Origin of the sequence: Collinsella sp. CLA-ER-H10 (assembly GCF_040092475.1) — a bacterium.
GTDB lineage: Bacteria > Actinomycetota > Coriobacteriia > Coriobacteriales > Coriobacteriaceae > Collinsella.
The window spans coordinates 1-21,997 of sequence record NZ_JBBNLM010000025.1 but is presented as its reverse complement, the minus strand read 5'-3'; the positions used below and the strand labels follow the sequence as shown (position 1 = coordinate 21,997).

Below are 21,997 nucleotides of genomic sequence, written 5' to 3'. Positions count from 1 at the left end.
TTAAGCCTGAGCGACGACCTTCTGCCAATCAGCCTCAAAAGAGGCAAGGCCCTGGTCGGTCAGCGGGTGATGCAAGCATTTCTTAAGAGCGGCCATGGGGACGGTCGCAATGTCGGCACCAAGCAGCGCCGCCTGGGTCACATGGTTGGGCGTGCGGACCGAAGCGGTGATGATCTCAACGGTGTCGTCGACGTTCTTGCCGGTCCAGTCATAGTTCTTGATGCAAGTCACAACATTGTCGAGCTGCGAGATACCGTCCTCGGCGATGTCATCGAAGCGCCCCACAAACGGGCTGATGTAGCGAGCGCCGGCGTTGGCGGCCATCAAGGCCTGGGTCGGCGAGAAAACAAGCGTCATGTTGACGCGCACACCTGCGTCGGCCAGGGCGCGGCAGGCGGCAAGGCCGGCCTCGCACACGGGAAGCTTAACCACGATGTTGGGAGCGAGGGCGGCAAGACGCTTGCCCTCCTCGATCATGCCCTCGGCAGTAGTCGCGGTAGACTCGGCGGACACGGGCAGACCCTCGCAGAGCTCGGCAATCTTGAGCATATGGGGCTCAAAGTCGGCAAGCTTGCCGCCGGTCTTGGCGTACAGGGACGGGTTGGTGGTAACACCGGCCAGGCAGCCCCAGCTCTTGGCCTCGGCAATCTCGTCCAGATTGGCGGTATCGATAAAGAACTTCATGGTGAACCCCTTCAAAGGAAGCTAAAACTCAAAAGAATGGGACAAAGGGACCGCCCCTTTGTCCCATGTGCCGGGCCTGCAGCTGGGACATGCCCCAGGCCCGGCGTCGCGTAGGAAAAGCTACTTACTCGGCAAGAGCGGCCTCGATGCGGGTCGTGACGCCCTTGAGGTTAAGACCGACGACGTACTGCTTGATCGGGCGCTTGATGTGCTCGATCACAAAGCGCTTGCCGTCGATGTCCTGGGCAGCGAGGTTGCGATAGAGCTTCTCGACCTGCTCCTTGACCTCGGGATCGTTGAACGCATAGTGGCCGGAGACATCCAGGATCTTCAGGCTGAGCTCATCGTCGGCAAGGATGTCATCGACCTGCAGGTTGACGTCGTCGCCAGTCATCCACTTGCGCCAGCGCTCGGTCTTGATAGCCTTGACCAGCAGCGTGTGATACAGGTCGGAGGGGTCATCGCACAGACCGTTGTCGACCAGGATCTGCTCGGTGGCGCAGAGCTTGAGGTAGGCGCGGGTCTCCTCGGTGCCATACTGCGGAGCGACGTTGGAGGCGGTCACGTGTGCCGGGATGTGCTCGAGCAGCGTCGCGTCGTCCAGATAGTCGGCGTTGTGCTCCTTCAGGCCCACGCCATAGCGCTTGGCCATATCGGCAAGCTCGCGGGCGTTCTTGAAGTTGTAGTGACCGACCTGCTCCGTCCAGCGGGTAAGGGTGCCGGTCTGGCCGACGATAAAGGTGGGCATGGGGCAGCCGCGCTTCTCGAGCTCGGGCTGCAGCTGAGAAATGAACTCCTCGTACTTATCGGTAGAGGTCAAGCCGCCATTGGTCTCCTCGGTACCGACCTCATAGGCGACCTCGGGCAGGTTATGCTCGCGACGGTACTGCTCAAGGTAGTCGATAAGATCGATCGTGCGGCGAAGCACCACGTCGAGCGGAATAACCTTGCCGATCTGATAGGGATCCTTGGTGGGGTCGACCATCAGCAGGTCAAAGCCTGCCTCCATGTCGGCGACGAAGGACTTGCGGGCGAGCTCCATGGCCTCGTCCTCGGGCAGGTGGGCGTTACGCTCCTCGTCGCGCTGCCACGGACCGCCGTGATCTCGGCACAGGTAGTACGGACCGGTGTAACCCACCTCGTCGGCGACCTTCTTGATGTCGGCGGCAAAGCGCGTCTGGTCCCAACCGTTGACGTAGCCGGCGCCCATCTCGTCCATATCGACCTGGTTGCGGCTGGCGATAAACATGGGCGGGAAATCCTCGTCCTTGGCAAGCTCGAACACGGCCTGAATCAGGTTGGGGCTCATGGGGCCAATGCCGACCATGGTTGCGTGATCGCCGCTATCCTGCAGTTTGAGCATGCCCTGAACGGCCTGGCGGATGGTGAGGTTGGACATTTTGTTCTCCTTCTCCAGAGGATTTTTGACAAAAGTTCCCTGGGACCCAGATGTGGGCCCTATCAGTACGGATGGATTTTGTTGTGTAGGGGCGGTTGTGCGGAGTCAAATCCATCCCTCCGCACAACCGGAGTCCTTAAAGGTTTACTTGGCCTGCTTGTCGAGCGTGGGCTTCATGGCAATCAGGATTGCAGCGGCGACCACGGCGCCAATCACGATGTCCAGGCAGAACAGCGCGACGTTGTTGGTGGCAAGGGCGACGATAAAGCCACCGTGCGGGACGTAGCAGTCGATACCCTGGAAGGCGGCGAGCGCCGCGCCCACGGCAGAGCCGATGCAGATGCCGGGCAGGGTGTGGCCAAGGTCCTTGACCGCGAAGGGGATAGCGCCCTCGGTAATGCCGATGCAGCCCATGAACAGTGCGGAGATACCCATCTGGCGATCGGCGTCATCGAACTTGTTCTTGGCGATGAGCGCAGCAAGGCCGCAGGCAATCGGGGGAATGGCGACGGCGACGCGGAACATGCCGTTGGGGCCATAGATGCCGGAGGCCATGATGGCCATGGTGAAGGTCGAGGCGGTCTTGTTGATGGGGCCACCCATATCGAAGGCGGTCATAACGCCAATGACCAGACCCAGGACAACTGCGGAGCCGCCCTGCAGGCTACCGAGCACGCCGGTAAGCCAGTCCATCACAAAGCCAAGCGGCGTGGCCAGGATGTAGATATAGGCCATGCCCAGGACAAGCGAGGTCAGAATCGGGATGATCAGGATGGGCATGATGGTCTGGATGGTGTTGTTGACCTTCCAGGTCTTCATCCAGCGGACAAAGTAGCCGCAGATAACTGCCATGATCATGGCGCCCAAGAAGCCGGTCGAAACGCTGTTGCCGTTAGGGGTAACGACCGCATTGTTGACCAGGTAGCCCAGGACAAAACCGGGGGCGAGCGCGGGCTTGCCGGCCATCGAGTAGGAGATGTATGCCGCAAGCACCGGGATCATCATGGAGATGCCGGCCATGCCAATGGTGTTAAGACTCACCATCAGCGGGTTCGTAACCTCCATGCCGTTGGCGCCGGCGGTACCGGATGCCAGCGAGAAGGCGAGGAACACGCCGCCGATAACGACGATGGGGATAAAATAGGAAACGCCGGTATTGAATGCATTGAGCAGCGTCTTACCAGGATCGGCAAAGATAGACTGCTTGGACGCCGGTGTCGGGGCCTGCGGGGCAGCGGAGACGGCCTTCTTCTCTGCCTTGGCCTCGGCCTTGGGCGCGTCAACGGCGCCGCCCGTCGCCTTGATAATCTCAACGGCCTGGTCGATGATCTTCACCGGATCGGCGATTACATCCGAGGTGCCGACCTTCAGGAACTTTCCCTCGGCCATCTTCTGCTCAAAACGATCCTCGTTCTCGACGCCCACGTCGACGGACTCGAGCACCAGGTCGGCAGAATCCACGTCTTCCTGCGTCAGCTCGTTCTCGATACCCAGGCCACCCTGAGCCTCGACTTTGCACTCGATGCCACGGGCGGCGCATTCATCCTGAATCGCCTTCTGGGCCATATACGTGTGGGCGATACCCACGGTACAGGCGGCAACGCCTACGATCTTCATTGCTTCCCTCTTTTCATAGAGTTGCGTGCGCAAGACACCGTTTGCGGAGGCCTCCGGAGCATCCCCTGCCGTTTGGACTTGCTGTCTTTTCGACAAGACCAATATAGGTGCTCGTTTTTCTTAATGCCAGCTTATTTCGGTAAACGCGCAGGTCAGAGCGTTGGTTATGCAATTTAGTTATGCGTTTAACCAAAAATGAATCCTGCGATTTTACCCTCGATTTCAAAAGTCAAGAAGTATTTGATTTTCTCGGTAGACGGCAGATGCGCATGCCGGTCACAAATTTCAACCCCACCCGTATACCGCATTTGTTGCATACTCATATGAAAGGAAAAGGTCGCTCACCGAAGCGCATCCCACACCAAGACTCAAAGTCATCATGTTGGAAAATGCTCATCTGTCGGAAGGAGTCGCTGTGGCAAAACAGCGCGTTACGATCGCAGACGTCGCTCGAGAGGCGGGAACCTCGACGGCAAGCGTCTCGTATTACCTCAACGACAAACGAGAAAAGCTTAGCGAGAAGACGCAGGCAAAGATTGCGCGCGTCATCAAGGAGCTGGGATACGTCCCCAACGCCCAGGCGCAAACACTCACCGGCAAACAGACCCACGTCATCGCCATTATCATTTTGGATAACACCAACAAGTGGGCGGGCCTCGTCCTCAACGGCATGGAGCAGGTCATGCTCCCCGCGGGCTACCAGACGGTCGTTTGCACGAGCAACTTTAACCCCGAAACCGAGCTCATGTATGTCGACAAAATGCTCTCGCTGGGCGTCGATGGCTTTATCATCCAGCCCACGGCAAATTTCAAAGCCGTCCATGACCGCATCAAGCGCGCCGGTAAGCCCGTCGTCTTTTTCGATGCGGCCATCTATAGCCCAGGTACCAGCTGGATCAAAACCAACCTTTACGACGGTGTGTACAACGCCACGCAGGCACTCCTCGACGCCGGTTACGAAGATTTCTTTTCCATTGCCGCCAACATGACCGAAATGCGCACCCGCATGGAGCGTTTTCAGGGGTATGCCGAGGCGCTGGCAGCGAACGGACAGCTCTACAAAGCGATTCCCATCGACCACAACAAGCCGTCGGTCGGCGAGCTTACCGAGTACTTTAAATACAAGTTCAACCCCGCCAAGCGAACCCTTATCTTCGTGCAAAATCAGTGGGCACTTCCCCGTGTCTACAAGGCTCTCCAGCCCATGGCTCATCTACTTCCGCAGCAAATCGGTCTTTTGGGACTCAACTGCGAAGACTGGACCAACCTCACCACGCCGACCGTCTCCACGATCATCGAGCCCGTCGACCAGGAAGGCAGAGAGGCGGCCGAGATGCTCCTCGCGCTACTCGATGGCAGCAGCACGCCAGGTGAGCAGCGCATTCTCGAATGTAAACTCAATTGGCTCGGTTCCACCTCGATCTAGCCATACGTCAAATATGAGGCAATTGAATCCGTAGCGTTTGTCCCAAATCTTAAGTATTTGTTCGACAGAACGGCCCCTGCCGGCTCCTGCTAGACTGGTAGATTCCCAACCGTCCATCCAGGAGCCTCCATGTCGCGCAAGTCCGCCTACAAGCAAGCACTTTCCATCGGCACCGCCGTGGTGCTGGGGTTTGCGTTGTTCACAGGGTCGCTCGACGGGGCGCCCAGACTACTCTCGCCGCAAAGTGATGAGCAGGCGGTAGCCCTGGCCGAGAAGCAAGACGAGAGTCCCAGCCGCACTGACGACGAGGCAGACCTGGTTGCCCGGCTCGAATCGGGAACAGCGAGCTCCTCGGACTCTCAAAATAGCCAAGACTCTGGCGATGGCTCCGATTCCGCCGCAACCGACACCGGTGACGACGCATCCGCAAACAGCGCCACCCCCATCGACGAGGTCGAAAACCCCGACCTCGACCGCGCCCGTGGCGTATATCTCAGCAGCATTCCTGACTACGCGGGTAACCCCTATGTTGCCCTGCGCGCCGATAGCACGCACCCGCTCGGCACGCCGTCATTCACGCTCGATGAATACGAGCGCGCCACAGAAGAGGGTTGCTTTAAGAAGTTCTCCAAGCTCGACAGCTTGGGCCGCACCCGCAAAGCGCTCGCCTGTGTGGGCCCCGAATCACTCGGTCAAGGCGAGCGCGGCGATATCTCGCGTATCCATCCCGCTGGATGGCGCCAGCAGCGCTACGACTTTATTCCGGGCCAGAGCCTCTACAACCGCTGCCACCTCATCGCCTGGTCGCTCTGCGGCGAAAACGCCAACCGCAAGAATCTCCTCACCGGCACGCGCTATCTCAACGAGACGGGCATGCTACCGTTTGAAGAGCAGATTCTCAACTATATTCGCAATACGGGCAACCATGTGCTCTATCGCGTCACGCCCATGTACAACGAAGAGGAACTTGTCTGCCGCGGCGTGCGCCTTGAGGCGCAATCGGTCGAGGACCACGGTAAGGCCCTCTGCTTCCACGTATATTGCTATAACCTACAGCCGCACGTGCAGATCGACTACGCCACCGGCCGCAATCAAGCCTCGGGGGACTAGCCCCGAGCCACGGCAAGAACCGATTTGCAACCCCACTGGGGATCAAAAAGGGCCGCCCTGGATTGCCCAGAGCGGCCCTTGCATCGGCATGTATGTTGCAGGCAAAGACCCTCGCTACTTAGCGCGGCCCTCCTCATAACGCTCGACCAGCTTGGCCTGAACATCGTAGGGCACCTGCTCGTAGCCGGCGGGCTTCATGGTAAAGTCGCCCGTGCCGCGCGTGATGGAGCGCAGGCGCGTCGAGTAATCCGTCAGCTCGGCGAGAGGCGCCTGGGCGATGACCACGGTGTCGCCACGCTCATCGGTCTCCATGCCCGTCACGCGACCGCGCGATGCCGAGATGTCGCCCATCACGGCGCCGGCGTAGCTCTCGGGGATAGTCACCGTGATTTCCTCGATGGGCTCCAGCACCACCGGGTCGGCATCGGCACATGCCTTGCGCAGGCCGATGCGGGCCGCCGCGCGGAACGCCATCTCGTTGGAGTCGACGCTGTGATACGAGCCGTCGTACACAGCCACGCGAATGCCCGTGAGTGGGTAGCCGGCAATGATGCCGTCCTTCATGGTCTCCTGGACACCCTTGTCCACGGCGGGGATCAGCGAGCGCGGAATGCGGCCGCCCACGACCTCGTCCACAAACTCATAGCCATCGCTCGTGCCGTCGGGCCCGATGAGCGGCTCAACGCGCAGCCAGCAGTCGCCATACTGACCGGCACCGCCAGTCTGCTTCTTGTGGCGGCCCTGTGCGCTCGCCGTGCGGCGGATAGTCTCGCGATATGGAATGCGGATTGGCACGCTTTTGGCCACGACCTTGGTGCGATCCTCCAAACGGTTGAGCAGGACCGAAACCTGCGCCTCACCCACGGCGGAGATGATAGTCTGGCCGGTCTCCTCGTCACGATCGATGCTCATGGTCGGATCGGCCTTGCACGCCTTCTCGATAAACGTGTAGAGCTTCTCCTCGTCACCGCGGTTCTCGGCCTCGATGGCAATGCGGTACTGCGAGTTGGGAAACTTAAACGCCGCCGCCTCGACCTTACCGGTAATGGAGAGCGTGTCACCCGTCTCTGCCGCCAACTTGGGCGCCACGATAATGTCGCCGGCATAGGCGTGACCGACCTCGGTCATGTCGCGGCCGCACATCACATACAGGTGAGCCAGACGATCGCTCTTGCGAGTGCGCGCGTTGATCAACTCAAGGCCCGGCTCAAGCGTGCCCGTCAGCACCTTGATAAAGCTGATGCGGCCCTGCTGCGGATCGGCCAGGGTCTTAAACACAAACGCCACCGGACGGTCATCGTCACTCGAGATCTTAAGCGAATCACCGTCGATGAGCGGCATCTCGCCATAGTCGGTCGGCGCTGGGAAGTATGTCGCGATGTCGTCCATCAGCGAGTTGACGCCCTGCTCCTTAATGCAATCGCCCGCAAAGACCGGCACAAAGATGCGCTCGGCGATCGCCTTCGACAGCAGGCCTTCAAGCTCCTCCTGCGTCAGCGTCTCCTCGCCTTCCAAGTACTTCATCATCAACTCGTCGTCAGCCTCGGCCACCAGCTCGCACAGGTGGTCATGGGCCTCCTCGGCCTGGGCACGATACTCCTCGGGAATCTCCGACTCAACGGCTTCGGTGCCGTTGCAATGGCGCGCCTTCATGCGCACCAGGTCGATAATGCCGTCAAAGTCCTCGCCCTCGCCCCAGGGAAGGGTCACGGCGCCCAAGCGCGTGCCAAAGCGCTCCTGCAGCAGGTCCATTGTGGTCGTAAAGCTGGCCTCGGGGCGCGACAGACGGTTCACGAACACCGCACGCGCCAGACGTAGATCCTCCGCCGCATACCAAAGCTTGACGGTCGTAGGCTGCGGGCCGGCCTCGGCGTCGACCACAAACAGAGCCGTCTCGCAGACGCTCATTGCGGCAAAGGCGTCGCCGATAAAATCGGGATAGCACGGGGCATCGAGCACGTTGATGCGGGCGCCCTTCCAGTCAATCGGCGCGATGGTCGTCGAGATGGAGAATGAACGCTTGACCTCTTCGGGGTCGTAGTCGAGCGTGGGCTTGGTGCCGTCGTGGCCGCCCAGGCGGGCGGTCTTGCCGGAAAGGTGGAGCATGGCCTCGGCGAGTGAAGTCTTGCCCACCCCGCCTTGGCCTACGAGCACCACGTTCCTTACATTGCCGGTCTTGGGAGCACCCATGATGACCTCCTTGCAGGGCCGCGCGCAATGCGCGACGCCAACGGGGAGAGTTCGCGGTCGGTGCCGTCCCGGGAGCAGCATGGTCGGCAGCCGAGCCGACTCACCCTCCAAATGTCCTATGCCACCACCCTACCCTCACGGGCGACCGTCCATGCACACCTTTCGGCGCACGTACGGATACAGGCGGCGAGAGGAAGAAGAACACATGCGAGGCGATTATTGAACCCCGCCGATGCAAATAAAATGCCACCGCAGGCCGTAAGACCTGCGGTGACTTCGCCTCAATTTAATAGTTGAGTAAATAGCTGAGCCTACCCCTCGATACGGCTCAAGAACTCGCAGGTACGCTGCTCGCGTGGATGGTCGATGACCTGCTCGGCAGGGCCCTCCTCGACAATACGGCCGCCGTCCATAAAGACCACGCGGTCGGCAACATCGCGCGCAAACTGCATCGCGTGGGTCACGATTACCATCGTCATATTCTGCGCCGCCAGGTCCTTAATGACACGCAGCACCTCGGCCGTCAGCTCGGGATCGAGCGCCGAGGTCGGCTCGTCAAAGAATAAGATTTCCGGATCGAGCGCCAGGGCGCGGGCAATACTCACGCGCTGCTGCTGACCGCCCGAAAGCTCACACGGCACCTTGTTCTCGTTGCCCGTCAGCCCCATTTGTGCAATCAGCTCGTGAGCGCGGGCTTCCGCCTGCTCGCGCGGACGCTTAAGCACGCGAATCGGCGCATCGATGATGTTTTTCATCACGGTATAGTGCGGGAACAGATTGTAGTTCTGGAACACCAGACCAAAACGCGAACGCGCTTGCTTGGGAACATCTCCCTTCGCATAGACCGCGCCCGATCCCGCATCCGTCGCAACCGCAAGGTCGCCAAACGAAAGCGAGCCACCGTCGAGCGTCTCGAGCAGCGTGGCGCAACGCAGCAGCGTGGACTTACCGCCGCCCGAAGGCCCGATAATCGCCACAACCTCGCCACGCTTTACCTCGAGTGAGATATCCTTGAGCACCTTATTGCCGCCAAACGCCTTGCGCGCGTTCGCTATATTCATTACCGAATTAATCATGGTAGTAATCCAATTTTTTCTCGGCGGCGCCCAGCAGCATCTCGACCACAAAGTTAAAGACCCAGTAGATCAGCGCCGCAATCGCAAACGGCACCATGCTCACCTGCGAGGCAACCAGCGCCTTGGCGGTCGAGAACATCTCACCCACGCCAATGGCAAACGCCAGCGACGTGTCCTTGACCAGCGTGATGATCTCGTTGCCCATCGCCGGCAGAATACGCTTGGCGACCTGCGGCATCACGATATACAGAAACGTCTGCGTGCGCGAATAGCCCAGCACCTCGGCGGCCTCATATTGACCGCGCGGAATCGACTGCAAGCCCGAGCGATAGATCTCGGCAAAGTAGCCGGCGTAGTTGATGATGAACGCCACAACGCACGCCGTCCATTTGGAATCGGGCGTGAGCGAGATGCCGAACACGTAATACGGGGCAAAGTAGATGGCAAACATCTGCAGCATGAGCGGCGTACCGCGCATGACCGAAATGTAGATGCGCGCAATCCAGCGCAGCGGCGCGACCTTGCTCATGCGCATAAACGCCACGGGAATTCCCAGGGGAATCGACCCGAGCAGCGTCAGCACAAACAGCTGCAAACTGACCAAGAATCCCTGGCCAAGCATCTGCATCATGACCTGAATAGACATTACTTGAGCACCCAATTATCGAAAGATAGACCATAGCTTGAATACTTGTCGCACAGGTCCTTAACCGTGCCGTCCTCGTAGAGCGCCTTGAGCGACTCGGTCACGGCGTCGGCCGACTTGGTGTCGCCCTTCTTAAAGCCGACGGCATAGTGCTCGCTGGACAGCGGCTTATCAAGCTGCGTATAGGCATCGGGCTTTGCGGCAAGCTGATACTGAGCAATCGAAAGGTCGCACGCCACGGCATCGACCGCACCACTCTCAAGCTGCATAAAGGCCGTGTTGTACTCACCGATGGTGTCGAGCGTGGCAAACGTCGCCGCCAAATCCTTCTGATCGCCCTCGAGCACGTCCTGAGCAGCGGAATCGGTCTGGGTGATCACCGTCTTGCCGGCAAGATCATCCCAGCTCTTGATGCCCGCATCCTTCTTGACCACGAGCACCTGCTCGTTGAGCATGTACGGCTCGGAGAACGTGTAGTCGTCCTCGCGACCCTCCATGGTAAAGCCGTTCCAGATGCAGTTGATGGCGCCAGAGTTGAGCAGCGTGTCCTTGGCATCCCAGTCGATAGCCTCGTAATCAACATCCCAGCCCTGCTTATCGGCAACGGCCTTGGCAAGGTCGAGATCAAAGCCGGTGTACTCGCCATCGTCGCCCACAAAGCCGTACGGAGGATAGGACTTATCGAAGCCCACCACGAGCTTCTTGGACTCCGCAGCACCCTTCACATCCTTGGCCGCGGCAGAGCCAGCAGCGGAGCCCTTGCCGGCACCACCGCCGCAACCGACAAGACCAAGGCCAAGCACCGTGGCGAGCGAGCCGGCTAGACCAACAAACTGACGACGAGACATATCGGTGTTCATGGTATTCCCCCTTGATGGCACTTTAGTTAGATAAAGTGAGTCATGTAACGTTCAGAATCATACACTTTAGCGTGATAGAGCACAAGGCGAGTTTGCCCGCCGCGTGAGGGGTGTGGGGTTAAGTTTCCTGCTCTACAGTCCTGCTCACGACGGAGGCCACATTAAGTGGCCTCCTGTTCGTGCGGAACTCGCGATAAACTTAACCCCCACACCCCTCACGCGGCGGGCAACCGTCGTTGGGCTTATCGCTGACACGATTAAACCGCTTGTATATCGTCTGCTGGCTTGGCACGGTACAATACTTGCAGCTTTAATTCATGAATTAGTGGAGTTATTGATGGCAGAATCTCGTGCGGAGCGTAAGGCTCGTCGTGCTTTGATCGAGGCGGCTGAGGGGTCGAAGGAGGAGAAATCTTCTACGAAATCCAAGTCTTCTAAAGCTGCAAAAAGCAAATCGACCAAGAACAGGGCTAAGACCAAGCGTTCTGACTCTCGTCGGAGCGAGGTCAAGGCATCTCAGACTCGCTCCAAGCGCTCGCATAAAGATCAGGTTTCGTCTGCGCGCAAGGCCGTTGATCCCAAGTCGCCTTGTTCCATTATGAAAGCTTGCGGTGGGTGCACGGCGCTCAATCGTCCTTATAAAAAGCAGTTGGCAGCTAAGCAGGCTGTTATGGAGGAGCTTTTTGCTGCTCTTTGCGAGCGCGAGGGTATTGGCGTCGACCCCATTCGCGGTATGGGCGTCACCCTGGGCGACCCGGGCAAATATCCTGCTCCGCGCGGTTTTCGCCATAAGGCTGCAACTCCCTTTGCCCCCGGTAAGGAGGGTGCTGTCCGTTGCGGTTTCTTTGAGCGCGGCACGCACAGAATCGTTGCCGTGCCCGAGTGTCCTGTCGAGGCGCCGGGTGCCCGTCAGATTCTCAACGGCATCGCGCGCGAAGCTGAGCGGCTGCATATTCCCGCCTTTAATGAGGACAAGCATCTGGGGCTGCTTCGCTATGCCGTCGTCCGCTGCGGTTGGCGTACCGACCAGGTCATGGTTACGCTCGTGACCGCCCAGCGTGACTTACCGCATGCGCAGGAGTTCTTTGAGGCCGTCGCGGCGCTCGATCCGCATATCGTCACCGTTGCCCAAAATATCAATGGCCGTCCCGGTAACGCCATCTTGGGTGAGGAAACTCATATCGTCTATGGCGCCGAGTGCATGCGCGATCAGCTGCTCGGCTGCAACTTCGATATCTCCCCCACCGCGTTTTATCAGACCAACCCGCAGCAGACCGAACTGCTCTATCAGCTCGCTATCGACGGCATGGACCTGCGCCAGGGCGATGTGCTTATGGATGCCTACTGCGGCAGCGGCACCATCGGTCTTTGCGCAGCTAAAGATGCCCAGAGCAAGGGCATCGGCATCATGCTGCTCGGCGTGGAGCGCAACCCGGCGGGCATTGCCGACGCGCGCCGCAATGCCGAGCTCAACGGTCTTACCCGCAGCGCCTGGTTTATGGCCGACGATGCCACCGATTACATCCTAGATGCCGCCGACAACAACGAGCGCGTCGACGTCCTTTCCATCGACCCGCCGCGCGCCGGCTCCACCCCCGAGTTCCTCGAAGCTGCCTGCGCACTTAAGCCGCGCCGCATCACCTATATCAGCTGCAACCCCGTGACCCAAGAGCGCGACCTGCACCAGCTCCTCGACGGAGGCTATCGCCTGCTCAAGATCACGCCCGTCGACATGTTCCCCCACACCGACCATACCGAAACCGTAGCGGTCCTCGAACGCCGCTAACCAACCTCAGTAGATTTTTGGGACAAGAAAGGGGGCGACCCGTCTGGGCCGCCCCCTTCGCTTGGTTTATAAACTCCGCTACATCCCATTGCGCAGATTGCACACGCCGGCTGCCGCCATCTCGCACAGCAGCGTCTCGCGGTCGCGCGTCACGATCAAATCCAGCGGGAAGTGAATCTCGTCGAGCATCTTGCGCGCGTGATCGAGCTTGCCAATGGCCATGCCAATGTGGGCATCGGTCGACACGCCAATGCCCACGCCCAGTTCGGCGCAGCGCTCGGCGATCTTGCGGCATACAGCCCAATGCTCAGTGTCGACACCGCGTTCAAGACTATGGTTGTTGATCTCGATAATCTTGTGCTTGGCCTTAGCTGCCAACAGCACCTCGTCGATATCGAACGGCACGCCCGAACGCCCCGTGTGGCCCAGCATGAACACCTTGGGGTGCTCCAGGGCATTGATATACATCCCGGTCGTCTGGGCCAGCGTCGCGCCCTCAGCAATCTGCGGATTATGCACGCTTGCAACCAAATAATCCAAATTACGCGTAACCAAATCGAACAGTGAATGCTGACGGCCGTACGAATCGCCGGCGATATCGAACGTGACAGGAGTGTCCTCGCCAAACAGGCTTCCGTCCAGCGAAACGATATCGGCCTCGGCACCACGCAGCACCAACACGCCGCTCCAAATGCGCGGCCAGATATCCTGGTTGATAAAGAATTGGTAACTGCGCAGGTCATTGGGGCAAGCCGTAACCATAGAGCTCAGATGGTCGGCAGATCCGAGCACCTGCAGACCACGCTCTGCCGCCCAGTACACATTCTCCTCAATGGTCGAATATGCATGCGCAGAGAACATCGTATGGGTATGAATGTCACAAGAAAGCAGGTAGGGCATCAGGTCTCCTTATCTGGCACGGCCGTCGCTTATATTCATTGTACGCATAGCCTTCGATAGTCGTAAAACCACTCCATCCCAAAGACACAACGTCCATGACAACGGGGTCCGGCTTAACACCAAACCCCGTTTCACGTAAAACATTGTAGGCAGAGCGCTTTACTTTTAACGATACTCGTCCGCCAACTGTTTCCAAGCGGGTAGCGAATTGATAATCGTCTCGTAACTCACGCAGTAGCCCAGGCGGAACCAGCCCGGCATACCAAAGCTGTCCGAGGGGACCGCAAGCAACTCATACTTCTTTGCGTGCTCGCAAAACGCATTCGCATCGGGTTCCAACGCTTTCACCCATAGGTAGAACGCGCCATCCGGCTCAACATAGGTGTAGCCATACTCCGCCAGTGCGTCGGTAAGCGCCGTGCGGTTGCGAGCATAGGCCTCAACGTCACTCGGCTCATCGATGCAGTCGATAATTACGCGCTGAAAGAGCGCCGGCGCGCACACGAAGCCCAGCGTACGGGCGGCACCGGCAACGGCGGGCATTAGACGATCTGCCTGAGGATTCGTATTGGGAACAAGGATCCATCCCACGCGCTCACCCGGCAGCGACAGCGACTTGGAATACGAGTAGCACACGATGGTGTGCTCGTAGATCGAGGGCACCCAAGGCACCTCGGCACCGTACACGATCTCGCGGTACGGCTCATCCGAGATGAGCATAATTGGATTCTCGGAATCGCGCTGAGCGTTGGCCTCGCGCAGAACATTGGCCAGTCGCGTCAGCGTATTGCGTGTATATACGGCACCAGTCGGATTGTTGGGCGAGTCGATGATGACGGCCGCCGTCTTATCGCTGATCGCCTTGAGCACGTTGTCCACGCTCAGCTGGAACGTATCTTCATCGGCGAGCGCCTCAACACACGTACAGCCGGCCTTCTCAATCCAAACGCGATACTCCGGAAAGTACGGGGCGATAACAATAACCTCGTCGCCCAGGTTCGTAACGGCGTTGAGCGTGCAGGTGAGCGAAGCCGCGGCACCCACCGTCATAAAGACGTCCTTACCCTCATAGTTCGTTCCAAAGCGGCGGTTGAGCGATTCGGCGACGGCTGCTCGACATTGCGGCAGGCCCGGTGCGGGCGTGTAGCCGTGCAACTGGTCACTCGGCAGCTCCAGAGCCTTCTTAATCGACTCAGCCACAGCAGCGGGCGCCGGAACGCTCGGATTGCCCAGCGAAAAATCGAATACGTTTTCCGCACCGATCTGCGCCTTGCGCTCAAGGCCATAGCTAAAAATCTCGCGGATGATGGAGCTTTCCGCACCGCGAGCATACATCGTTTCGTTGATCATCTGTTCCCCTTTCGCATAGGCGCTATTGTACGCTTTAGCCGAGCAAAGTGCCGCAGCAATGTTGATTGGGGACAGACTTAAATGCGTGAAAATATTGATTGGGGACAGACTTAAATGCGTGAAAACGCTCATTTAAGTCTGTCCCCAATCAACAGACGGCCCCATATCGCTCAAAAGAAAAAGCCTCCGCAGGTTTCCCCGCGGAGGCTTTCGCCACAAAGACTATTTGTCGGTGTCGGCATCGGCATCGGCATCGACGACGGCATGGTCATCGTCAGCATCATCGGATGCGGCTTCGGCATCCTCCTGCATGGCCGCCTGCGCAAAGGCCGCGGCATCAGCCGCCAGCTCCTCCTCGCTCATACGAGGCGCGCGCTTCTTGGTCGGCATGCCGGCCGCCTTGGCATTGCGCTCCTCCTTGGCCGCCAGGATATCGTCCTCGCGCTCAAGGTAGGCATTCCACTCGTTGTCGAGCAGGGCGTTCACGGCGTCGCCTTCGACGGTCTCGCGCTCAAGCAGCACCTTCGCCATCAGATCGAGCTGATCGCGACGGGCATCCAAAATCTCGACCGCACGACGATGGGCCTCACGCATAATGCGCTGGACCTCGATGTCGATGCGGCGCGCCGTCTCCTCGGAGTAATCCTGGTGATCGGCGTAGTCGCGGCCTAGGAATACCTGATGCTGCGCCTCACCAAACACTTGCGTGCCCAGCTCCTCGCTCATGCCCAGACGTGTAACCATCTCGCGCGCCATCTTGGTCGCGCGCTCCAGATCGTTGCTCGCGCCCGACGTGATGTCGTCGCACATGAGTTCCTCGGCAACGCGACCGCCCAAGAACACGGCAAGCTCGTCGAGCATCTCGTTCTTGGTCTTGAGGAAGTGGTCCTCCTGCGGAAGCTGCAGCGTGTAGCCCAGCGCCTGGCCGCGGCTGACGATCGAGATCTTGTGAACCGGATCGGAGTGCTCCAGGATGTGACCCACCAGGGCATGGCCGCTCTCGTGGTAGGCGATCGTGGTGCGCTCGGCCTCGGTCATCACGCGACCCTTGCGCTGCGGTCCGGCAATCACGCGCTCCATCGATTCCTCGACCTCGTCCATCGAGATCACGGAACGATGGCGGCGGGCAGCCAACAGCGCAGACTCGTTGAGCAGATTTGCCAGATCGGCACCAGTGAAGCCAACGGTCATCTGGGCGAGCTTCTCAAACTTAACGTCCTCGTCCATCGGCTTGTTCTCGGCATGCACGCGCAAGATCTGCTCGCGGCCCTTCACATCCGGACGGTCGACCGTAACCTGACGGTCAAAACGACCGGGACGCAGCAGCGCCGGATCCAGAATGTCGGGGCGGTTGGTGGCGGCGATCAGGATGACCGACTCGCTTTCCTCAAAGCCGTCCATCTCGACCAGCAGCTGGTTGAGCGTCTGCTCGCGCTCGTCGTGACCGCCGCCCAAGCCAGCTCCGCGCTGACGTCCCACAGCATCGATCTCATCGATGAAGATGATCGACGGAGCCTGGGACTTGGCCTCCTTAAAGAGGTCACGCACGCGGCTGGCGCCGACACCCACGAACATCTCGACAAAGTCGGAACCCGAGATGCTAAAGAACGGCACGCCCGCCTCGCCGGCTACAGCCTTGGCCAGCAGCGTTTTACCGGTGCCCGGAGGGCCCACCAGCAACACGCCGCGCGGAATCTTGGCGCCCAGCTTGCGATAGCGGTCCGGATCGCTCAAAAAGTCACGGATCTCCTCGAGTTCCTCGACTGCCTCGTCCACGCCGGCAACGTCTTCAAACTTGACCTTGGGGCGCGTGGCCTCGTTGGTCTTGGCGTTGGTCTTGCCAAACTGCATGTTCCTGTTGTTGGCGCCCATCATCTGGCGCATAAAGTAGAACATGATGGCGATAAGGGCGATCGTCGGAAGCACACTCATCGCCAAGTCGCCCCAAAAATCGGGATCGTTGGTGTTGACGATGTACTTGGTATCGGGGTGCTCCGCCATGAGCTCGGCAAGCGAATCGGAGCCGACATAGGTCGAGGAGAAGCTCTTGAGCTCGCTCGTATCGCCCTTGTCCTTCTTCGTCTTCCAGTAATGACCCGTCACGCTTCCGTCTTGAACCGTATAGGTCAGATCTTCGACGCGATCCTGCTTGATGGCGCTCACCATCTCGCTCGTCGCGAGCTTAACGGTATTGCTGGAATTGGCAAAGCCGGAGCCCATGTTAAAGAAGGCGTAGCCCAGAAGCGCGCAAGCCAAAATAAAATACAGCCAGCCCGTACGCGTGGGCTTCTTGCCTCCGGGCATCCCCGGGATCTTAGGCTCCCGGGGAGTCTGGGAATTGTTATCGTTATGGTCGTCGGGCATCTTACGAATAAACCTCCGGTTTCAAAATGCCCAGATACGGAAGGTTACGATAGCGCTCGGCATAGTCGAGGCCGTAGCCCACCACAAAGGCATCGGGGCAATGGGTTCCAACATACTTGGGCGTGATGGCCGAGGTGCGGTCCTCAACGTCCTTCCACAGGAAGGCAGCGACCTCCAGCGAAGCGGGCTTGCGGCTCTCGAGGTTCTTCATCAGGTACTTGAGGGTCAGGCCCGAGTCCAGAATGTCCTCGACGATCAGCACGTCGCGACCACGGATGTCGATATCCAGATCCTTAATGATACGCACGATGCCCGAAGACTTCACACCGTCGCCATAGCTCGAAACAGCCATGAAATCGATGTTGGTCGGTAGCTCAATCTTGCGCATCAGGTCGCCCATAAAGACAACGGCACCGCGCAGAACCGCGATCAGCACCAGATCCTTACCCGCGTAGTCGCGAGTGATCTCCTCGCCCAGGCGAGAAACGATGCCGTCGATATCCTCCTGCGTAAACAGAACCTTCTCGATATCCGGATGTTGAGAAGCCATGACAACCCTTTCTTGTGCTTAATCGCCCACACACCGCCGTATGGACGCGAACTACACATTCTAGCAGCGCACGGGGTATATTTTCCAGCCCGCGCACCATCAGCGCGGGAATACCGTCAACGCCGCACAGAACAGCTGGTGCGAGGGGCTAATCCGCGTCAACCACGCGAAGCAGATAAGCCACACGCGTCGCCGCCGTGCATTTAAAACGTTCGTCCGCGCGAACTCCGGCGACCCACACCACGGCACCTCCCGGCGCCGTCCTCACCACGGGCACGCCGGCGCGCTCGGAAACGGGAATGCGAGCCTCGCCTAGCAAGTCGGATACCTTCTTGCTTCGGCCACTCATTCCTAACGGGCACATCACGTCTCCCGGTGCGGGACCGTCCACCCACAGGCGCGCCAATCGCGCCTCTGCAGGGATCTCGCCACGTGAGCCCGCCAGGATCCGCTCACTATCGCTGTCGGCAAAACCCAGGGCAGCCGCGTCTACCAAAGCTGTCACTTCCCCGGCAGCCGCAAGCTCACGGGCGCGGCGCACGATATCGCATCCCGGCTCAACGGCCATCGGCTCTGCGACCAGCATGCGCCCCCCGCCCAACGGCAAACGACCGGGTATGGTAATCCAGTCCGCAACCAGCCCCTCACGAGCCGCCGGCGCCTTAAACGCTAGCATGCCAAACTCGACGCGCGCGTCAATTCCCGCCGGAAGCGTGACCGAGCCTGTGCCTTCGGCAACGCAGGAAAGGACTCGCTCCACATGTCGCATCTCTGGACGAGCGCCCGGATCGATGCGTTTGATCGCCAGTCGCACGATGCGCCGCGCGATTACCACCTCGGCCGCAGCAAGGCGTCTGGCATCGAGCACTAGCGCGCCCGCCGCCTCCTTGCGCAGGCAGCTTCGAAACGCCTGTGCCGACAGCTGGGATAGAAACGCATCTTCGTCACCCAAGATCTCACAGGCGGCGCCAATCGTCTTGCACACGCTCGCATTACGCTGTGCCACCACTGGCATTACCCGATGGCGCACGTAGTTTCGCAGATACGAGATATCCTCATTGCTCTCGTCTTCACGCCACGGCTGACCATGTACCTGTAGATAGCCCACGAGCTCGCCATGAGTTAGGTCGAGCAAGGGACGCACCACGATATTCCTCCGGCGAGGAATGCTCGATAGACCAGCGGGCCCCGAACCCTTAATCGCGTTCATCAAAAACGTTTCCGCGCGATCCGAAGACGTGTGCGCGGTGCAGATACGAGCCGCCGTTCGCGGTGCCCCCGTCTGGGCGCAGAGTTCGCGAACATACCTCCGCGCCGCGGCATAGCGCACCTCGCGGGCCGCGGCCTCAATATTGCCCGACTCCCCATCAAAATAAGCGTGCTCCACACACAGCGGTAAACCATATTGCGCGCAGAGCTCACGCACAAAGGCCTCGTCGCCATCGGACGCCTTGCCGCGCAGATGATGGTTTACATGCAGCACGTGCAGTCGCTCGCGCGCGATGGGAGCTACACCACGCCCATCCTGAATATCCAACTTTGATGTGCACGCCATAAGAAGCAGTGCCGTCGAGTCCGCACCACCTGATACCATGAGCACCACGGGGGCAGCCGTCTGCCGCGTTGCCAGAGCTTTATCATCAGCCCACGATGCAGCATGGTGTCCATAATGCTGAGATACCGTTGGCATTTGCTTCCTCCTCTATTCGTTCGCACCCATTGTATCCTTTGGAATCTTATGTCTCGTCTGCACCTTCATATCCTTGGCAGCGGCTCAAAAGGCAACTGCGCGCTCATCGAAGGCCCCCGGGGGCTCATCATGATTGACGACGGTCTTTCTCGCCGCGAGACATTAAAGCGCATGGCAGAACTGGGGCTCTCGGCAGACAACGTCTCGGCTCTTCTCATTACTCATGAGCATAGCGATCACATCAAGGGTCTCGATGTCTGGTGCAAGCACTGGCACGGCCCCCTCTTTGCCAGCAGGGGCACACTTTCGAGCAAAGAAAATCTTTCGCATCTGCCTGTCGAGGAATTCGATCCCGGTGACACCCTATCCATTACCGGCATCCACGTGCAAACCTACTCAACATCACACGATGTCATCAATCCAGTCGGCTATCGATTCGATGCCCTCGATGATTCCATCGGCATTGCCACCGACACCGGAGAGCTATCGAGCCAAGCCATGAACACCCTCAAAGATTGTCGAGTCCTCGCGCTCGAAAGCAACCACGATGTGACTATGCTGCGCGAGGGAGAATATCCCCGCTTTCTTCAGGAGCGCATCCTGTCTGCAAGGGGACACCTCTCCAACGACCAAGCCGCCGAAGCCGCGCGCGAACTTGTTACCGATCGCACCGAACAGCTCATTGCCATGCATATCAGCCAAGATAACAATCGTCCGAGCCTTACCGTCAAAAGCTATGCCAAAGCTCTAGCCGCAACCCTGGATGACGAGGTCGGTAGCTCCGCCACCCTTCTCCAAGGATCGCGAAAACTCTCGATACGCCCTGCAAGTCAGTATCAACCGACAACCATTGTATAGACCGCTCAATAAAACAAAAGGGGCCGGGAATCAAATCCCAGCCCCTTTATCTTGGCTCAAAAGCTCTGACCATCGGAAACGTTAGTCGATGGAGATCTTCGTAACGTTCTTCTTCTCGACGATCTTGGGAACCGTAACGGTCAGGATGCCGTCAGCATACTTAGCAGAGAGACCCTCGCTCGAAGCGTCCTTCAGATATACGCCACGCGTCGCGCTGTACGAGCTGAACTCCTTCTGCAGGAAGTTCTTGCCCTCGTTCTCCTCGTCTTCCTCGACATTCACGCTAATGGACAGACGGCCCTCATTAAGCTCGACATCGATATCGTCCTTGGCGACGCCGGTCAGATAAGCCTTGACCTCATAGCCATCGCCCTTATCCTCAACGTCAACGGGAAACGCCTTGGAGGCAATAGAGCTGTTCGCCAGGTCACTCATATCATCAAACAGATCGAACAGTGAGCTAGCAGAGGGACGAACGCCAAAAACCGAACGATAAGGAACCATGCTTGCCATGTTTACCACTCCTTTATAGGACTGCCGAGTCATCTTCTAGGTGACTGGGACTTCTTTTGACGTTCTTATATATGCCCACCCGGTGCTCATATATACACCGACTATAAAGTTTTTTGAGTCCAGTACTATAAGCATATCTAAGTGAGTAAGACTCAGGTTTTTGGAAGGTTAAGGTTCTTTGAACCAGAGCTTAAATAACGAGTATGTCCACAGCTACAAATAACAAGGGGCTTACAATGAGCGCGTACACGTTGTTGGTAACGAGCTAAAGGGCATCATGGACGACCAAAACCAGAACAATATGTTTATGCCGACGCAGGGGGAAGATATTTCCACGCAGCCGCCACGGTTCCGTCGCCCCCACATCTCGCAAGAGCCCATTAATGATGCAGAGCCCGAATATGTGACGAGAAATCGATATCAAACGCTCGAGGATGCTCAAACGGGACGTAAGCATATGGGCGTCGCCTCGGGAGACCCTGTATATCTGAAAGACGCACCATTATCTAAAAACAGCGCAGCTAGTGATGAGCCGATGAAAGCATCCGCCACTCATCGACAAAGAGGTCCTCGACCAAAGCAAACCTTGACGCATTCGGCTCGCTATCTCGAAACGCCAAAACAGGGAAAATCAATCTTCGTTTCGACAAGTAAACGACGCAAGCAGCATCGACTGACAATCCTGCTTTTGATCATTGCGGTCATAGCAGTTGCCCTTGTTATTCGATTTATTTTCTTTAAATAAAAGCTCAATACCAAAAACGATAAGATCGTCTGGTGTAAATGAGTCATTTACGCCCGGTAAACGCAAAAAAGGGGGAGGCCGCGAGGCCTCCCCCTTCTCCATCTTGGATGACGGCTCGGTGCCGTCCACCGGTCAGCGGCGCCCTGGCCTCCCACGGGCTGACCCCGCAGTACTCTCGGCGCGATGGGGCTTAGCTTCCGGGTTCGGAACGGGACCGGGCGTGCCCCCCATGC

General features: G+C 58.7%; 18 protein-coding genes and 1 rRNA gene. 5 read left to right on the top strand and 14 right to left on the bottom strand.

The annotated features are described in order from the left end of the window. From fsa to AAAX36_RS08665, 3 genes are all read right to left on the bottom strand, one after another. Positions 1-684: a fructose-6-phosphate aldolase gene (gene fsa, locus AAAX36_RS08675; RefSeq protein WP_006235616.1), complete on the bottom strand. Its 684-nt coding sequence runs from the start codon at positions 682-684 to the stop codon at positions 1-3. A gap of 124 nt (positions 685-808) precedes the next feature. After that, positions 809-2,083 (bottom strand): class II D-tagatose-bisphosphate aldolase, non-catalytic subunit, encoded by a 1,275-nt coding sequence (locus AAAX36_RS08670; RefSeq protein WP_195192740.1) that lies wholly within the window; start codon positions 2,081-2,083, stop codon positions 809-811. A 144-nt stretch (positions 2,084-2,227) separates the two neighbouring features. Then, positions 2,228-3,700 (bottom strand): fructose-specific PTS transporter subunit EIIC, encoded by a 1,473-nt coding sequence (locus tag AAAX36_RS08665; RefSeq protein WP_195246797.1) that lies wholly within the window; start codon positions 3,698-3,700, stop codon positions 2,228-2,230. 415 nt (positions 3,701-4,115) lie between these two features. Here AAAX36_RS08665 and AAAX36_RS08660 point away from each other — a divergent pair, with 415 nt between their 5' ends. Together AAAX36_RS08660 and AAAX36_RS08655 are read left to right on the top strand one after the other, a co-directional pair. Continuing rightward, entirely contained in the window at positions 4,116-5,126 is a 1,011-nt protein-coding gene (locus AAAX36_RS08660; RefSeq protein WP_349075111.1) for a LacI family DNA-binding transcriptional regulator, read from the top strand. Positions 5,127-5,255: 129 nt separating this feature from the next. Next, a complete protein-coding gene (locus AAAX36_RS08655; RefSeq protein ID WP_349075109.1) occupies positions 5,256-6,236 on the top strand; it encodes a DNA/RNA non-specific endonuclease in 981 nt (326 codons plus the stop codon). 114 nt (positions 6,237-6,350) lie between these two features. Here AAAX36_RS08655 and AAAX36_RS08650 read toward each other — a convergent pair whose 3' ends face one another. From AAAX36_RS08650 to AAAX36_RS08635, 4 genes are all read right to left on the bottom strand, one after another. After that, on the bottom strand, positions 6,351-8,426 hold the full coding sequence (locus AAAX36_RS08650) for an elongation factor G (RefSeq protein WP_138341360.1): 2,076 nt from the start codon (positions 8,424-8,426) through the stop codon (positions 6,351-6,353). Between the two features lie 311 nt (positions 8,427-8,737). Continuing rightward, positions 8,738-9,502, bottom strand: coding sequence for an amino acid ABC transporter ATP-binding protein (locus AAAX36_RS08645; RefSeq protein ID WP_349075106.1), 765 nt, complete (start codon positions 9,500-9,502; stop codon positions 8,738-8,740). Continuing rightward, positions 9,495-10,148 (bottom strand): amino acid ABC transporter permease, encoded by a 654-nt coding sequence (locus tag AAAX36_RS08640; RefSeq protein ID WP_195645347.1) that lies wholly within the window; start codon positions 10,146-10,148, stop codon positions 9,495-9,497. Before AAAX36_RS08640 ends, AAAX36_RS08645 begins: the two co-directional genes overlap by 8 nt. Further along, positions 10,148-11,008 carry a transporter substrate-binding domain-containing protein gene (locus AAAX36_RS08635; protein WP_117655764.1) on the bottom strand — a complete coding sequence of 287 codons (861 nt, stop codon included), beginning with the start codon at positions 11,006-11,008 and terminating at the stop codon, positions 10,148-10,150. Before AAAX36_RS08635 ends, AAAX36_RS08640 begins: the two co-directional genes overlap by 1 nt. A gap of 337 nt (positions 11,009-11,345) precedes the next feature. Between AAAX36_RS08635 and rlmD the strand changes: the two genes are divergently transcribed. Then, the gene (gene rlmD, locus AAAX36_RS08630; protein ID WP_349075104.1) at positions 11,346-12,794 is read left to right on the top strand and encodes a 23S rRNA (uracil(1939)-C(5))-methyltransferase RlmD; all 1,449 of its coding nucleotides are present in this window, start codon (positions 11,346-11,348) and stop codon (positions 12,792-12,794) included. A gap of 78 nt (positions 12,795-12,872) precedes the next feature. Here the strand turns inward: rlmD and AAAX36_RS08625 are convergent, their stop codons facing one another. From AAAX36_RS08625 to tilS, 5 genes are all read right to left on the bottom strand, one after another. Further along, positions 12,873-13,694, bottom strand: a complete 822-nt coding sequence (locus AAAX36_RS08625) for a phosphatase (protein WP_138113591.1) — start codon at positions 13,692-13,694, stop codon at positions 12,873-12,875. Between the two features lie 165 nt (positions 13,695-13,859). Beyond that, entirely contained in the window at positions 13,860-15,044 is a 1,185-nt protein-coding gene (locus AAAX36_RS08620; RefSeq protein ID WP_349075102.1) for a pyridoxal phosphate-dependent aminotransferase, read from the bottom strand. Positions 15,045-15,266: 222 nt separating this feature from the next. Further along, positions 15,267-17,348, bottom strand: a complete 2,082-nt coding sequence (gene ftsH, locus AAAX36_RS08615) for an ATP-dependent zinc metalloprotease FtsH (RefSeq protein WP_349075100.1) — start codon at positions 17,346-17,348, stop codon at positions 15,267-15,269. A gap of 61 nt (positions 17,349-17,409) precedes the next feature. Beyond that, positions 17,410-17,958: a hypoxanthine phosphoribosyltransferase gene (gene hpt, locus AAAX36_RS08610; RefSeq protein ID WP_006235600.1), complete on the bottom strand. Its 549-nt coding sequence runs from the start codon at positions 17,956-17,958 to the stop codon at positions 17,410-17,412. 148 nt (positions 17,959-18,106) lie between these two features. Continuing rightward, positions 18,107-19,552: a tRNA lysidine(34) synthetase TilS gene (gene tilS, locus AAAX36_RS08605; protein ID WP_040359604.1), complete on the bottom strand. Its 1,446-nt coding sequence runs from the start codon at positions 19,550-19,552 to the stop codon at positions 18,107-18,109. A 144-nt stretch (positions 19,553-19,696) separates the two neighbouring features. Here tilS and AAAX36_RS08600 point away from each other — a divergent pair, with 144 nt between their 5' ends. Next, complete coding sequence (locus tag AAAX36_RS08600; RefSeq protein ID WP_149926514.1) at positions 19,697-20,506, top strand: MBL fold metallo-hydrolase; 810 nt, start codon at positions 19,697-19,699, stop codon at positions 20,504-20,506. A gap of 81 nt (positions 20,507-20,587) precedes the next feature. Here the strand turns inward: AAAX36_RS08600 and AAAX36_RS08595 are convergent, their stop codons facing one another. Beyond that, entirely contained in the window at positions 20,588-21,019 is a 432-nt protein-coding gene (locus AAAX36_RS08595) for an Hsp20 family protein (RefSeq protein WP_035138719.1), read from the bottom strand. Between the two features lie 277 nt (positions 21,020-21,296). Between AAAX36_RS08595 and AAAX36_RS08590 the strand changes: the two genes are divergently transcribed. After that, positions 21,297-21,764 (top strand): hypothetical protein, encoded by a 468-nt coding sequence (locus AAAX36_RS08590; RefSeq protein ID WP_138375038.1) that lies wholly within the window; start codon positions 21,297-21,299, stop codon positions 21,762-21,764. 130 nt (positions 21,765-21,894) lie between these two features. On the opposite strand, the gene rrf is transcribed toward AAAX36_RS08590, so the two are convergent. After that, positions 21,895-21,997 (bottom strand): 5S ribosomal RNA (gene rrf / locus AAAX36_RS08585); the annotation flags it as partial.

Bases quoted from the DNA above. Each gene is read 5' to 3' on its own strand.
- AAAX36_RS08595 (WP_035138719.1), bottom strand. From the start codon at position 21,019: ATGGCAAGCATGGTTCCTTATCGTTCGGTTTTTGGCGTTCGTCCCTCT.
- AAAX36_RS08650 (WP_138341360.1), bottom strand. From the start codon at position 8,426: ATGGGTGCTCCCAAGACCGGCAATGTAAGGAACGTGGTGCTCGTAGGC.
- ftsH (WP_349075100.1), bottom strand. From the start codon at position 17,348: ATGCCCGGAGGCAAGAAGCCCACGCGTACGGGCTGGCTGTATTTTATT.
- AAAX36_RS08665 (WP_195246797.1), bottom strand. From the start codon at position 3,700: ATGAAGATCGTAGGCGTTGCCGCCTGTACCGTGGGTATCGCCCACACG.
- fsa (WP_006235616.1), bottom strand. From the start codon at position 684: ATGAAGTTCTTTATCGATACCGCCAATCTGGACGAGATTGCCGAGGCC.
- tilS (WP_040359604.1), bottom strand. From the start codon at position 19,552: ATGGTATCAGGTGGTGCGGACTCGACGGCACTGCTTCTTATGGCGTGC.
- AAAX36_RS08625 (WP_138113591.1), bottom strand. From the start codon at position 13,694: ATGCCCTACCTGCTTTCTTGTGACATTCATACCCATACGATGTTCTCT.
- hpt (WP_006235600.1), bottom strand. From the start codon at position 17,958: ATGGCTTCTCAACATCCGGATATCGAGAAGGTTCTGTTTACGCAGGAG.
- AAAX36_RS08670 (WP_195192740.1), bottom strand. From the start codon at position 2,083: ATGTCCAACCTCACCATCCGCCAGGCCGTTCAGGGCATGCTCAAACTG.
- AAAX36_RS08590 (WP_138375038.1), top strand. From the start codon at position 21,297: ATGGACGACCAAAACCAGAACAATATGTTTATGCCGACGCAGGGGGAA.
- AAAX36_RS08655 (WP_349075109.1), top strand. From the start codon at position 5,256: ATGTCGCGCAAGTCCGCCTACAAGCAAGCACTTTCCATCGGCACCGCC.
- AAAX36_RS08635 (WP_117655764.1), bottom strand. From the start codon at position 11,008: ATGAACACCGATATGTCTCGTCGTCAGTTTGTTGGTCTAGCCGGCTCG.
- AAAX36_RS08620 (WP_349075102.1), bottom strand. From the start codon at position 15,044: ATGATCAACGAAACGATGTATGCTCGCGGTGCGGAAAGCTCCATCATC.
- AAAX36_RS08640 (WP_195645347.1), bottom strand. From the start codon at position 10,148: ATGTCTATTCAGGTCATGATGCAGATGCTTGGCCAGGGATTCTTGGTC.
- rlmD (WP_349075104.1), top strand. From the start codon at position 11,346: ATGGCAGAATCTCGTGCGGAGCGTAAGGCTCGTCGTGCTTTGATCGAG.
- AAAX36_RS08600 (WP_149926514.1), top strand. From the start codon at position 19,697: ATGTCTCGTCTGCACCTTCATATCCTTGGCAGCGGCTCAAAAGGCAAC.
- AAAX36_RS08645 (WP_349075106.1), bottom strand. From the start codon at position 9,502: ATGATTAATTCGGTAATGAATATAGCGAACGCGCGCAAGGCGTTTGGC.